Source organism: Cohnella rhizoplanae (assembly GCF_948329515.1).
Taxonomy (GTDB): Bacteria; Bacillota; Bacilli; order Paenibacillales; family Paenibacillaceae; genus Cohnella; species Cohnella rhizoplanae.
Genome location: NZ_CAOJCN010000017.1, coordinates 37,960 through 51,414, shown reverse-complemented (window position 1 = coordinate 51,414; position 13,455 = coordinate 37,960). Strand labels below are relative to the sequence as shown.

The following is a 13,455-nucleotide window of genomic DNA, read 5'->3' as shown; positions in this document are numbered from 1 at the left end:
GGAGGCATTAAAAATGGCCAAGCACGAAGAAGTGAAGAATGGCGTCATCTTCCCGGTTGGCGATAAAAATGAAGCTTTTGCGCAGTACTTTGTCGGACAAAGTTATCTGAAAACATTAGTGGCGGATCCTAACGTGAACGTGGGCGTCGGAAATGTAACCTTCGAGCCGGGATGCCGCAATCATTGGCATATCCATCGCGGCGGATTCCAGCTGTTGTTAGTAACCGGCGGCGAAGGCTGGTATCAGGAAGAAGGAAAACCCGCTCAATCCTTAAAAGCCGGCGATGTGATCGTCACCCATGACGGCGTAAAACACTGGCATGGCGCCTCCAAAGACAGCTGGTTCGAACATATAACCATAACGGCCGGGAAGCCGGAATGGCTGGAGCCGGTGTCGGATCTGCACTATGACGGCTTAGGTGAATGAAATGCGCCAGCTCTCAAGCTCTCGTCTCCATTGGAGACGGGAGCTTTTTATCTATAATGGCCTCTTGGACGACACTTGTCCAAACCTACGATTGGAAATTACATACTATACAGCATTCTACGCCGGGAGGAGGTGATCAGCATGCCCTATTCAACCGGTACGGTCACGAATACGAGAGACTTCGGAACCGCCGCATCCAACATCGTCTTGAACGTAAGGAATTTGGATACCTCTCTCCCGGTCAGCGTCATCGTTAAAATTTTCGCTTCCGTGGACTCGGACGCCTTTTATACCGCATACGTTTCCTCTTTTGACGTCCCCGTGAATTCCTACGACATCAGAACCTTTTTTATTGCAGGCAACGTTGCCTATGAAGTGCAGATCTACGTGGGTTCCATTACGACGCCCAATGCCCTGCTCTCCGTTTATGGCATCGATGAATTCGGGAATCTGGTAACGGACCAGCGCTTCACGCAGGCCGAGATGAGCACGATCCCCTTTCTCAGTCCGAATCCATAACGAAGATCCAATCACGAGAAAAGACGAAGGGCGGCTTGCGCCTCCCCTCGTCTATTTGCCGGTGGTCTATACCTCTTCACGCTACCTCATTCACGACGATCAGCGCGACTGCAACCAGCGTAATGAACAAGGCCGGTACCGCACTGCTCGCAGGATGCTTCACTCGGATGTGCGCCAGAACGGCGACCAGCATCGTGAAGGCGATCCAAATGCCGGCCCACAGGAGCACCCCCGGTTTCCAATACCCGATGATCAGTCCGACGGCGCCCACGATCTGGACGATTCCCGTCACGACCCGGAACCATTGCGGCAGTCTGAGCGAATCGAACATCTCGACGAAATTCTTCGAACCGGTCAGCTTGGTTGCGCCGCCGAAGCCCATAGGGAAGATCAGGAAGGTCTGCAGTACGATCAATACGATATTCATGAAAAGCCTCTCCCCTTTCCGCTTAGGCCAATGCCTTCTCCAACTCGCCGCACCATTTGCTCCAGCCGTACTTGGCGCCTTCGAGACCGTGAATATTGGAAAATCCGGTTTGCTCGAGATGCAGGTTCACCCTGCCGTCGCCCAGGTCCTGCAGCGTCCAGGTGACCGTGTGCTTCTCTTCGCCGCTGGCCCAACTATAGGACACCCGGTTCGGCGCTTCTACGATAAGCACTTCCCCGTCGATAATACCGTCCCAATACTCGGAAGGCTGCGTGCGAAACTGGAACCGGCGTCCGACGACCGGCTCAAAGTCATTCTCCATCGGCTCGCCGCTGTGAATGTTGGACACCCACTTGGCCAGCTTGCTTGAATCGGTCAAGGCAGACCACAGCTTCTCGATCGATGTCGTGTACTGAAAATCCAGGGTCAGGGCTAAACTCATACTTCATCATCCTCCAATAGTCGGCTCAAGCGCCATAGATTCTTGCTCCAGAACTTGCTGTAGTCGGCGACCCAGGCCTGGACTTCGCTGAGCGGAGCAGCATTCAGCCTGAATCGGGTTTCTCTGCCGACCTTGCGGTCCGTGACCAGTCCGGCTTCCTTCAGGATGGCCAGGTGCTTCGATACCGCCGTGCGGCCCATGGCGAACTGCTTCGTCAGCTCATGGAGCGGAACTTCCTCCGCCTCAGCCAATAGTCGGATGAGCCGGCGCCGGGTCGGATCGGCGATCGCGTCAAACACATCCCGTAACGGATTGTCGTCGCTCACAACACCCTCTCCTAAGTTCTCTGTCATCCTCTAACCGGACACCATTCGGTGACATTTTTATTATAGGACACCTATAGGTGTCGTGTCAACGGCTTTTTATAGATGAGTAGACTTAGTAAAAAAACGGAACGAAGCGGCGGTTGGCCGGCTTCATTCCGTTAGATCGATAGCGTAGTATGTAGCTGCAGCTTAAACGCGGCTTGGGTTCGGGGTGCGGCCTCTAGCCTGCACGCCCCCGCTAGCGATCCTCGCCGCACGCGCGAGAGCCGTACTCGCGAACAGTCCGTAGCCGACTGCGGCCCCGAGCGCGTTCAAGATCAAGTCATCCACGTCGAAGCTGCCCATGGCGAAGACCAGCTGCGCGCTCTCGAGCGCCAGACTGACGGCCAGCGCGTAGAACAGCACGGCGGGCAGACGGCAGGAGGCGAACAGGCCGAGGAACAGCCCGAACGGCGCGAACAGCGCGATATTGCCGAACAGATTAAGCGTATCGTGCACGCGCGGCAGCGCCTCCAGGTTCGCACGGATCGACGCGAGCGGCGTCATGTTGGCGAATCGCCACCGGTACGCGATACTCTGCGGCTGCTCCGCCGTCTCCCGCAGCATGCGTCCGAGCTGGGAAAAGTCCACATCGCCGAACTTGAACAGGAAGATCTTGATCAAGACGTACAGGTAGCCGGCAAACAACGCGGCCGCGCCGAGCTTCAACCACAAGGCGGCCGACAGATATTTGGCGTTCAATGCATTCCACGCTCCTTGGCAACTGGTAACCGGTTAAGGTAAAGCTTAGCTCAGATTGTTTAAGAATTTTCCAGGCTTTTATATAAAAATTTCTTAAGAGGTTGGTTATGGAGGTGACTCCGCGGCCCTGCGAAGGGCTGGCGCGGTCATCGGCAGGCGTGCCGCGGCCACCGGCGCTCCAGCGCGGGAGTAACCTTGTTTTTCGAGGTAACTCCGTGGCTATCGTGACCTCAACTCGTGAGTTACCTTGTTTTTCGAGGTAACTCCATGCACGCAGATGCTGATGAGTGCGAGTTACCTTGTTTTTCGAGGTAACTCACAGCACGCGGGTGCTGATTGGCGCAAGTTACCTTGTTTTTCGAGGTAACTCACGGCTCGCGGGTGCTGATTGGCGCGAGTTACCTTGTTTTTCGAGGTAACTTACAGCACGCGGGTGCTGATTGGCGCGAGTTACCTTGTTTTTCGAGGTAACTCACGGCTCGCGGGTGCTGATTGGCGCGAGTTACCTTGTTTTTCGAGGTAACTCACGGCACGCGAGTGCTGATTGGCGCGAGTTACCTAACTTTTCGAGGTAACTCCATGCAGCGGATGCCAGTACGTGCGAGTTACCTATTCTAATGCCGGACTACCAACGCTCAAAGTCCCTCACCCGCTCATCCGAATACAGAGTTCGTTTATAACAAATGAAGTATCATTAGCCCCCTATCGCTGTATCGATCCAACCAGGTTAGGCAACATCACCTTCTGTTCGTTGCTTTGATTATTTTTGACCCACTTGACGGAGACGCTTGCCCGTGCAGCGAACGACGCAAGATCTTCCCGATTTTCAAAGGTAAAATAATAAAGTCCTTCATATGCCTCGTTTGTATCTAACTCGCCGTTTGTCACCCCGCTATAGGTGTTGCCGCTCAGTTGCAACAGAGGCGTCGGTTCATTAAAGCGAACGTCCAGCCGCTCCGCCTTTTCCTTTCCTTTATTCACGGTTCTAAATGTAACGGCCAAGAGATAGGCGGCATCCTGAGGATTGACGCTGTCCAAAGTCTCAAGGATCTCATTCTTGTCGTCGATTACTTTCACATGAATAGATGACCATAAATCAACGTCCTGTTTAAATTCATGACTCCATCGATCGAATCTAGCGTCGCCACTTGGGTTAGATTTACACCCAACCTGTAATAACAGCATTACGATCGCTAAAAAAGCGCTCTTCTCACGATTAACCCCCGTTCACTTTACGGTAGATGTGACGCTTCCGATATACCATAATTGTATCATTTTGTATCACATGGTACCTATTATAAAATATGAATGATCTCCTCAGCGACTATAACCTCCCTTTAAGAATCCCGTTGTTGTTTTCTCTTTTCTTTTGATAAACTGATCGTACCTGAAGAAAAGGAGACGACCCCCATTGGGCAGAAAACAATCCTTCACGGAAACCGAGCTGCTGGATGTAACAAAAAGGCTAATCCTCGAACATGGGTATGACGGATTCCATCTCAAATTATTATCGCAGCATCTGCATGGAGCCCGAAGCACGATTTACCAATACTATGCCAATAAAGAAGAGATCGTTGCCGCTTGTATGAAGCGCGTGATTTCCGATGTTTTAAATAAAGCCTCTCTCCTCGATGAGACGGACACGATGACGGCACTCCAACATTTGCTTCACATTTACTTAGAAGAATCCAAGCTTCATCAACTCCTCGGAGATGCGCACAAAATTAAAACAGACAACGTGAAGGCGCTTGACGATCTTGAATTTGTTGAACAAGCGCATTCAAGTCTCAAAGTTCAGCTCTCCCGCTTGTTCGAACGCGCGCAGCAGGAAAAAAAAATAAGAACAGACATGCCCCTCCCGATCCTGGTCGGTACGTTTTTTAACCTGATTAATACGCCGAATATGATGAACATCCCTCCGCATCAATGGAGCGGCTTTTTATTTCAATTATGGATCGGGGGCTCAAGAGGCTGAGGTTGGTCCACCGTTTTTGACACAAGTGTCGGTTATATGCTTTAATGGTTGCAGACGCAGGTGACGCACACCAATTTAGACACATGTGTCAATTATAAGAGGCGGGGAGCTGGAATCACATGTTCTTGGCTATGAAAGAAATGATGCACAGCAAGACGAGGTTTACGATGATCGTCATTATATTCGTACTGATCGCATGGCTGGTGTTCATCCTCTCAGGCTTGGGCAACGGCTTGTCGTCCCTTGCCGCGTCCGTGTTCAAAAACATGGATACGGATTATGTCGTTTTCCAACAGGGCTCGCAGTCATCCATGAGCAAATCGCTGCTGTCGGAGAATCTGGTGGACGAAGCAGAGGACATCCCCCATATAACAGCCGCCGCGCCGATGGGGAGCTCGATGGCGACAGCGCTCAAGGGCCAAAGCAATAACAATGACGATAAAGTCGACATTGCCGTTCTCGGCATCGAACCCGGCAGCTTCCTGGAGCCTGCCGTCATTGAGGGGGAACGCCTTTCTGCCGACAATCCCGGAAACGTCATTGCGAATGTGACGATGAAGGATGAAGGCTTTAAGCTGGGCGATACTTTTCAATTAGACGGTTCCGCGGAATCGCTGACCATTGTTGGATTTGTCGAGAATCAAACGTACAATCACGTTGCGGCCGTGTTCACTCCGATGTCTCAATGGCGCAAGATCGCCTTTGCCGCTCCTGGCTCCGACAAAGGCATCGCGGATCCGGTTAACGCTATTATGCTGCAGGGCAACAAGATTGATCCAGACGCGGTCGATGCCAAGCTATCGGGTACGGATACGGCAACTCGTGCCGGGGCCGTGCAGGGCATGCCCGGATTTAAAGAAGAGAACGGCACGATTCTGATGATGCTCGCCTTCCTGCTCGCGATCTCCGCATTCGTTCTGGGCGTATTCTTCTATGTCATCACCATCCAGAAAACGAACCAGTTCGGCATCATGAAGGCGATCGGAGCGAAAAACGGATTCTTGAGCAAGGCGATTATCTCTCAGGTTTTCGTACTATCTCTGGTCAGTATAGTCGTGGCCGTAATGCTCACGTACGGGACAGCCGCCGTTATGCCAAAGGGCATGCCGTTCAAGCTTGAAACCAATCTAGTCATCGCCTATTCTGCGCTTCTCCTTGTCATAGCCTTGCTTAGTTCATTGGTATCTGTACGCAGAATCACAAAAATTGATCCGCTGAAGGCGCTCGGGAGGGTCGAGTAATGAATAAAGGACTGCAGCTGCGCAATATCTCCAAGTATTACGACGAAGGCAGCCATCGGGTTGCCGCGCTCGACCGGGTGTCGATCTCCGTGGCCCCGGGCGAGTTGGTCGCTGTTATCGGGCCGTCCGGTTCCGGCAAGAGCACCTTCTTGTCTATCGCGGGAGCGCTGCTCCAAGCCTCCGAAGGAGAGGTCGAACTAAACGGGCAGAATATTACCAAGCTGCCGGACAAGCAATTGTCAGCCATCAGATTGAAGGAGATCGGGTTCATTATGCAGTCATCGAACCTGGTCCCCTATCTCAACGTGCTGGATCAATTGCTATTGGTCAAGAAGATGTCCGGGAAGGTCACAGCGAAGGATAAAGCATGGGCCGTCAAACTGCTGGAAGATCTGGGAATGGGCGCGAAGCTGCAGCGCTTCCCGGAAGAGCTCTCCGGAGGAGAGAAGCAGCGTACAGCGATCGCCCGCTCTCTCGTTAACGATCCTAACGTCATTCTGGCCGATGAGCCGACGGCAAGTTTGGATACCAAACGCGCACATGAAGTCGTCAGTCTCATCGAAAAAGAGGTAAAGGCGCGTCAGAAAGCGGCGATCATGGTTACTCACGATGAACGGATGCTTGAATATTGCAACCATGTATACCGTATGGAAGACGGAAAGATGAGTTTGGTACGCCTTTGAAAATCGTATTGGATGCACACGGCTGTCTAAAAAATGAATACGAGTTCCTGACAGCGTTGGACGGGAGAAAGCAGAGGCGCGCTCTGCTCCATCCCGTTTCTTTTTTTGTCAATGGCTCCTGTTAGCCCCCCCAGCCGGATTATATACTTCCTTTTTGGCAGAATTAATTCTTGGCAGCGCAACTAATTTTTCTCAATTTCGTCCAATTTAGAGAATTCATCTACCAAGCCAAGGAGGCTCGTTCATGTTCAGCGCTTTACTTCGACGGATCGGCATCGGTTCGCTCTGCCTTCCCATGCTGCTATCTGTCTCCGCAATCGCTCGCGCAACCGTACCCGCCGCAAGTACCGAGAAGAATCGGATCGTGTCTATGGATGCCGGGTGGAATGCGCAATTCCTCGTATACGCCGACGGCCGCGCCGCCGGCTGGGGAGCCAATAAGGACGGCCAGCTCGGCGACGGCACGTTGTACGAGCAGTACCTGCCCAAGTGGTCTGCTCTTGCGAACGTGAAGCAGGCGGTTGCCGCCGAACGTGCCTCCTACGCATTGCTAAGAGACGGTACCGTCTGGCAATTCAGCTCCTCCTTGGGCACCGTGTCGAACAACATCCCTGTTGAACCTCCGACCCGGATCGAGGGACTCTCGAACATCGCCGCGATCAGCGCCGGGTCGGACCTTATGGTGGCGCTCAAGAACGACGGCACCGTGTGGACGATCGGCAACGATGTGCAAGGCGCCAACCGCACGCCTCAAGACGCGCGGATACCGGTACAAGTGAAGGGCTTGCAGCATATCGCTGCCGTGTCGGCGGGCGGCTACCATATGATGGCGCTGGATCGCGACGGGCAGGTGTGGACGTGGGGCTACAATTATTACGGCGCGATCGGCAATGGGACGAAGGATATGCAATTTACGCCGCACCTCGTCGCCGGAATCGGCAAGGCCAAGGCCATCGCCGCCGGTACATACAGCTCGAACGCGCTTCTGGCGGACGGCAGCGTCTGGAACTGGGGCCGGACTAACGGGCTGGCGGATATTCGCAAGAAACCGGCGAAGCTAAGCGCGCTGCAAGGCGCGGCCGCGATCTCCGCGGGCGGCGAGTTGTTGGCATTGCGCCCGGACGGCACGGTCAGCACGGTAGAGGGCAAGGTCGCGGGACTCTCGCATGTCATTCGGATAGATGCCGGGTATGCCTTGAATCTAGCCGTGGCGAAGGATGGGACCGTATATAGTTGGGGCGGCGGCTATGCCGGCGATGGTTCAAATCATTCTATCTTCGATAAGCCGGTCCAAGTGAAGAGGCCGCTGAGCTTTGCCATCCATGGCGCGCCGGCGAATGTCGGGTTGTCTCCGATGTACCGCGACGGCATGCTGTATGTGTCCCGCTCGGAGCTGTTCAAGGACCTCGGGATCGAGGTGCAGATCGACTTCTCCGCGCCGGATCCCGATCAGTACAATGCGGTCTATACGACGTGGCGCTTCTCCAAGGGAGATAAGACCCTTACTTACCACACGCGCGATAAACAGTACCGGATCGGAGAACGGATCGCGGCCGACGCGCCGCAGCCATTCTCGGTTAACGGCAATTACTCCAATACGACGATGTTCCCGCTACGGTATCTTTGCGAGAAGCTGGGCGTCTCCGTATCCGTAAACGCGGCGACGAATACGGTCTCGTTGGGGGGATCGGACACATGAGTCGAAGCACCCTAATAACGCTGGCGGTCCCCTCCATCGTAGCGGCTCTCCTGGTGTCCCTCTTTTTTGCATGGAAGACGAACGATTCGTTTTTCCGGCAGTTCCGAAGCTTCTCCGTGACCGTCATCAATCAGTCCGATTACGACCTCGTCTCCGTCGAGACAGGCATCTTAACCAACGACGCCAAGGGAAATATCGTCAAGAGCGGCTCTAAAGAATCCTTCAACAAACCGATCAAAGCCGGACGCGAGAAAGTCCTCGAGCCCAGCTTGAGCCTTTCCGGCGAAGGCGGCATCTATCTCCAATACACCGATTCGCGCGGAGATACGGTCCAGAAAACAGTCTGTTCGTATACGGAGAGCGTCTCCGGCTATTCCACCGTCACGATACATAACGATAACGTCGAAGTGAAGGAGAATTGTAATTAAAGAATAGAAAATGAGGAAATTCCGGAGGGACGTGCGTCAACTCGTCACCGTCGTGCACGATCGATTCGATCAGGCAGCGCGCCACTGCGAAAATTCTGGAGAACGGGCTGCCGATCGTATTGTCCGGCATGAAGACGCTGCTGGAAACGGGAGAAACGCTCGCAGAAAGCGGCCGTTAGAGGCTTGCGCAACGCCGCTTGCCTCGCGCGCAAAAAAGACAAAAAGCAGACGCGAGCGTCTGCTTTTTGTCCATTCTAGCGGATTCCTAGGGCAAGCGATTATTGGAGCAATAGCAGCGAGATTACCTTGGCGGTCTCCGCGCGGCTGGCCGGGGCAAGCGGATTAAAGCGGCCTGCCGCATCGCCCTCCATCATGCCAAGTTGACTCAAGGCTTGAGCCGCGTCCCGCGCCCAGTCCGCGAGCTCGGCCTGATCGCCGAAGCTCGCTCCGCCGCCGTCCTGAGGAACCGTAACCTTGCGCTCGTCCAAGGCGCGCTTGATCATGACGGCCATCTCCTGCCGCGAGATCACCGCGTTCGGGTTGAACCGGCCGCCGCGATCGCCCATCGCGATGCCGTGCTCCGCGGCCGCTGCGACAGCGGCGCCGTACCAGGCGTTCGCCTTTACGTCCGCGAAGGCAGCCGTGCCCGAGGCTTGAAGCCCAAGCGCTCTGGCGATCATCGCCGTGAATTCCGCCCTCGTCACCTTCTTGTCCGGACTCACCTGCCCGTTGCCGGTGCCTTGAATGACGCCGATGCCGGACAGCATCTGAACGTACGGGTACCCCCAATGGGAAGCCGCCAGATCCGAATAGCCGCGCTTCACTTCGACCGCTGCATAGGTCGCGCCCGACGACAAGGACGCCGGCTGCTTCTGATTGACGATGCTGAAGGCCGCGAGTTCCAGGCTGCCGCCTTCAGTCACCTTGTACAGATTCGTATAAGGCGTAAGAGACAAGCCGTTCCAATCCAGCGTATACGCGAAGGCCTTGCCGTTCGAGGATACGGTGAAGGCCATGCGGCCGGACGCTTCCGCGTTAGGCGCCGCCGCGAGCTGCTTCAGCGCGCCGGTATTCGCGAATGGTTCCTTTTTCCACGCCAGGACGAGATCCGATCCGTCGGCAGGCGCGCTAAGCTGAGCGGCGTCGATTCGTATTCCAGGCTGACCGTCGCCTTCGATGATCAGGGAACCGACTTTGTTGGCGGCCAGCTTAGCCAGAACGCCGGTGCCGATCTTCAATTGCCGAACCGTGCCGGTCACCTTCACCGTCAGTTCGCCGTTCGACTGGACCGTTTGCAGCTCCTTTTCCGTCAGCTCGTGCGACGTTTGGTTCGTATCACCCGAGCCGGTCTGGTTGTTCGGCGCGCTCGGGCCAGGCGTGCCCGGGCCAGGCGTGCCGGGATCCGTCGTCCCGCTCGGCTTGGCGATGGCGAACGAATCGACGGGTTCGCCGGTCAGCGTTCTGGCTTCGACTTTAATCGCGTCGTCGGCGACTCGCACATGCGTATAGACGGGCACATCGTCATCGTACGAGAAGTTCAGGTAATCGTACTTCTCGCCATCGTAGAACTTCCAGCCGGAGGAGCCGCCGTCGAGATAGACGGTGCCCGCGCCGTTCGCCGCGATCTTGCCGCCCGCCATCGGATACGTCCGCGCGTACACGTGATCGTGACCGACCAGCACCAGATCGACTTTGTGACTCTCGAGGATATCGGCAAAATAAATCTTTACGTCCTCGGCGAGATTCCCGCGGCCGGCTTCCGTGTGATAGACGGGACGATGAAACATCGCGATGGTCCATTTTTTCTTGTTGCCGTCCAAGTCCTTGCGCAGCCACTCCGCCTGCAAGGCCATCTGCTCCTTCGTGCCTTCGGAATTCAGCACGACGAAGTGCGTATCGTCCACGTCGTACGCATACGCATACTCCTTGTAGGCGTCGGGTCCGTTGTCCGGCAGGATCGCGCCTTTGGCGTAGACCTCCTTGCCCTCCCCCTTCACGTCATGGTTGCCGAGCGTCGTCGCCGAAGGAAGGAACGTCGCGTAGCTCGCGGAAGCCTCCCAGAATCGCTCCCACTCCCCGAACGCGCCGCCCACGTCCACCGCGTCGCCGCCATGCATCAGGAACTGCGTATCCGGATACTTATCCAGCGCGTTTTGGACTAAGGATTGGTACGTCTCCTTGCCGTTGTCTGCCTTGACGTGGGAGTCCGTGACGAACACGAACGATACCGGCGTGGACGCCTGCGCGTCCGTTGTCGCGTAGTCGTACCAATCGCTCCACGCGCCTTCGCTGCCTACCCGATACTTGTAGGCCGTCGATTCGCTTAAGCCCCCGATCAGCGCCGTATGGAATCGAATCTCGCCCTTCGGCCCGTTTTCCAGCTCGCTCAGCACTTGATTGGCGCTCTCCGCTTCGACCGTCGCGACCTTCGAGGCGTCCGGGGCCGGTGCGTCCTTCGCCCAATCCGTCGCCTTCACATATTGAATGTAGTTCGCCCTGGCCATCGGGCTCGTCGTCCACCCCACGCTCAGCTGCGACGACAGATCCTCCGTCACGTACGTCTGCACGTATTCCGGCTTCAGACTGCCGTACGGCTCGACGACCTCGAAGCTGATCGCCGCGCTATTTTTGCTGCCGACGACCGCTTGCGCCTTGTACGTCCCGAGCGCCAATGTCGTCAGATTCGTCTTCAGCTCGCCCTTCTCGTCCGTCTGGCCCAAGGACAAGTTCAAAGGAACGATCGATGCGGCATCCACGTTCGCCTCTTCCACGTACCCGGTCGTCACGCCATCGGGCAGCATGACCTCGAACCAGCCGTCGTCCGCTTCCGGGGTTCCATAGACGCGCGCACCCTCGGGAAGGGTGGCCACCACGGGCTCCGTCGTATCGTCGTCCTCATACACCGCCGAACTCGCGCTTAGCTTCACGACGGCCATCTGCTCCAGCATGCCGCGCAGGTAGACGTCCGCGCCGGCGAACGGCGTGCCGTCATGCTTCGTCACCTTGAAGGTCGACGTCGAATTCAGTCCGACGCCTTCAACCGTCATGAGGTAAGGAAAGGCAATCGTGTAACGGATGGGCTGAGCCAAGGAAGAGACCGTAGCGGCATCCGAAGCGAGCGTGCCCGCGCTCATCTTCACGAGCTTGAAGCGCTCCCCGCGGCTCAGGACGGCATCTGGGCTGACGCGAAATTGGACCGTGGCCAGCTCGCCCGAGGCCTGAATATCGTTCACGTCGAATTGAAGCTGACAGCTTGCATCCGACGTCTTGGTCGCCGTCGTGCCGTTCTTGGGCACGATCTGCTCGACCGTCAGCGTGCTCGGATCGTATTGAAGGGCGATCTTCGAGGACTTGCTCGTCCGGTCTCCGGCGAGGGATACGGTCACTTCGTACAGTTCGTTGCTGACCGCTTCTGCCGGCGCCGACAGGACGAGACGCTCGCCGGCATCCTCCGTGAAGGAATAGCTTAACCGCGCCGGATTGCCCGCCATGTCCTTGGCGGTCACGACGACGTCATGGTATCCGCTCGTGATGAGCGCCGCCGGCAGACTCAGCAGCTTCGTTTCCTCCGAGTAGGTCGTCTGTGCCGTCAGATCCTTCCCGTCCACGAGCAGCGAGATCGAGCTCGGGTCGATGCCGGCCATCTCGTCCGTGCCCGCCTGAACATCCTGAATGCGCACTTCGAACTTGTCGAGGTCGCTCGTTAGCATCGCATTCGGCGCGGGAGAGACGGCCTGGATCGCAGGCACTTCCCGATCGATTCCCTTATCCTCGTAGATCAGCTGCACGTCGTCGATCCAGATGGCTCCTTTGTTCTTCTTGGACATGTCCGATTGCTTCACCTGAAAGTAGAGCTCCAGGAGACTGCCTTCGATCTTGTCCTGCGGAACGTCGACCTCTATGTATTTCCAGCCCGTCCAGTTCACGCCGACGGTATCGTCCGCATAGTAGGCGGGCGTGAACGAAGAGCCTTTGCTGTCGCGGAACTTCGTCGTTAACAGATGGCCGTCATTGCTGCCGTATACCCACAGTCCGACCTTGATCGGCTTGCCTTGAACGGCAATGCTGCCGGTGCCGGGAGCCAGCTCCAGCTGCGACGGATTGTCGACGACGTCGATCATGTCGTAATCGATCTTAAGCGAATAATTGCCGTTCCTCACGTGCTGCTTGTCCGTCTCGATCGAGGCGCCGGCCGATACGACCCGCTTCGGATTTAACTTGACGACGCCTGCATTGCCGGACTCGAAGTCCTCCAGCATCATGACGCCGTTGTCGTCGATGACGCCGGTCGGGGCCGCGAGCGCGACATGCTTGGCGGTCGCCGGTACGGCGAAGGGAACGGCTAATAGCACCGCCATCGATCCGACGATGATTCGGGTAAGGCTCTTTTGACTTTTTCTCAAGCAAGGCACATCCTCTCATCATTGCGTGTTGCCAATAAATGAGATTATAGAGGGCCGATGTCAAGTAGAATGCGACTTTATGTAATCAAAAGATGAAGCCGCCGAAAATTCAAACCATCCTGCCGTTCGTATAACAAAAAAAGC

The 13,455-nt window shown here is 55.9% G+C and carries 13 protein-coding genes and 1 pseudogene; 8 read left to right on the top strand and 6 right to left on the bottom strand.

The window, feature by feature from the left end:
- Positions 1-13: 13 nt before the first annotated feature.
- Together PQG80_RS21205 and PQG80_RS21200 are read left to right on the top strand one after the other, a co-directional pair.
- Positions 14-427, top strand: a complete 414-nt coding sequence (locus PQG80_RS21205) for a cupin domain-containing protein (RefSeq protein WP_271753572.1) — start codon at positions 14-16, stop codon at positions 425-427.
- Between the two features lie 141 nt (positions 428-568).
- A complete protein-coding gene (locus PQG80_RS21200; protein WP_271753570.1) occupies positions 569-946 on the top strand; it encodes a hypothetical protein in 378 nt (125 codons plus the stop codon).
- Between the two features lie 76 nt (positions 947-1,022).
- Here the strand turns inward: PQG80_RS21200 and PQG80_RS21195 are convergent, their stop codons facing one another.
- The 5 genes from PQG80_RS21195 to PQG80_RS21175 form a co-directional block, all read right to left on the bottom strand.
- A complete protein-coding gene (locus tag PQG80_RS21195; protein WP_271753569.1) occupies positions 1,023-1,373 on the bottom strand; it encodes a DoxX family protein in 351 nt (116 codons plus the stop codon).
- Positions 1,374-1,395: 22 nt separating this feature from the next.
- Positions 1,396-1,815 (bottom strand): SRPBCC family protein, encoded by a 420-nt coding sequence (locus PQG80_RS21190; protein WP_271753568.1) that lies wholly within the window; start codon positions 1,813-1,815, stop codon positions 1,396-1,398.
- Positions 1,812-2,141: an ArsR/SmtB family transcription factor gene (locus PQG80_RS21185; protein ID WP_271753567.1), complete on the bottom strand. Its 330-nt coding sequence runs from the start codon at positions 2,139-2,141 to the stop codon at positions 1,812-1,814. The genes PQG80_RS21190 and PQG80_RS21185 overlap by 4 nt, the downstream gene beginning before the upstream one ends.
- 189 nt (positions 2,142-2,330) lie before the next feature.
- On the bottom strand, positions 2,331-2,882 hold the full coding sequence (locus PQG80_RS21180) for a VanZ family protein (protein ID WP_271753566.1): 552 nt from the start codon (positions 2,880-2,882) through the stop codon (positions 2,331-2,333).
- A gap of 702 nt (positions 2,883-3,584) precedes the next feature.
- Entirely contained in the window at positions 3,585-3,959 is a 375-nt protein-coding gene (locus tag PQG80_RS21175; protein WP_271753565.1) for a hypothetical protein, read from the bottom strand.
- Between the two features lie 334 nt (positions 3,960-4,293).
- On the opposite strand from PQG80_RS21175, the gene PQG80_RS21170 reads away from it, so the two are divergent.
- The 6 genes and pseudogenes from PQG80_RS21170 to PQG80_RS21145 all read left to right on the top strand — a co-directional run.
- Positions 4,294-4,857 (top strand): TetR/AcrR family transcriptional regulator, encoded by a 564-nt coding sequence (locus tag PQG80_RS21170; RefSeq protein WP_271753563.1) that lies wholly within the window; start codon positions 4,294-4,296, stop codon positions 4,855-4,857.
- A gap of 119 nt (positions 4,858-4,976) precedes the next feature.
- Complete coding sequence (locus PQG80_RS21165) at positions 4,977-6,098, top strand: ABC transporter permease (protein WP_271753562.1); 1,122 nt, start codon at positions 4,977-4,979, stop codon at positions 6,096-6,098.
- On the top strand, positions 6,098-6,781 hold the full coding sequence (locus PQG80_RS21160; RefSeq protein WP_271753561.1) for an ABC transporter ATP-binding protein: 684 nt from the start codon (positions 6,098-6,100) through the stop codon (positions 6,779-6,781). Before PQG80_RS21165 ends, PQG80_RS21160 begins: the two co-directional genes overlap by 1 nt.
- A gap of 244 nt (positions 6,782-7,025) precedes the next feature.
- On the top strand, positions 7,026-8,480 hold the full coding sequence (locus PQG80_RS21155; RefSeq protein WP_271753560.1) for an RCC1 domain-containing protein: 1,455 nt from the start codon (positions 7,026-7,028) through the stop codon (positions 8,478-8,480).
- Positions 8,477-8,908 (top strand): hypothetical protein, encoded by a 432-nt coding sequence (locus PQG80_RS21150; RefSeq protein WP_271753559.1) that lies wholly within the window; start codon positions 8,477-8,479, stop codon positions 8,906-8,908. Before PQG80_RS21155 ends, PQG80_RS21150 begins: the two co-directional genes overlap by 4 nt.
- A 40-nt stretch (positions 8,909-8,948) precedes the next feature.
- A pseudogene (locus PQG80_RS21145) lies at positions 8,949-9,087 on the top strand (ArsR/SmtB family transcription factor); the annotation flags it as partial.
- A 99-nt stretch (positions 9,088-9,186) separates the two neighbouring features.
- Here PQG80_RS21145 and PQG80_RS21140 read toward each other — a convergent pair.
- The gene (locus PQG80_RS21140; RefSeq protein ID WP_271753558.1) at positions 9,187-13,311 is read right to left on the bottom strand and encodes an S-layer homology domain-containing protein; all 4,125 of its coding nucleotides are present in this window, start codon (positions 13,309-13,311) and stop codon (positions 9,187-9,189) included.
- Positions 13,312-13,455: the final 144 nt, after the last annotated feature.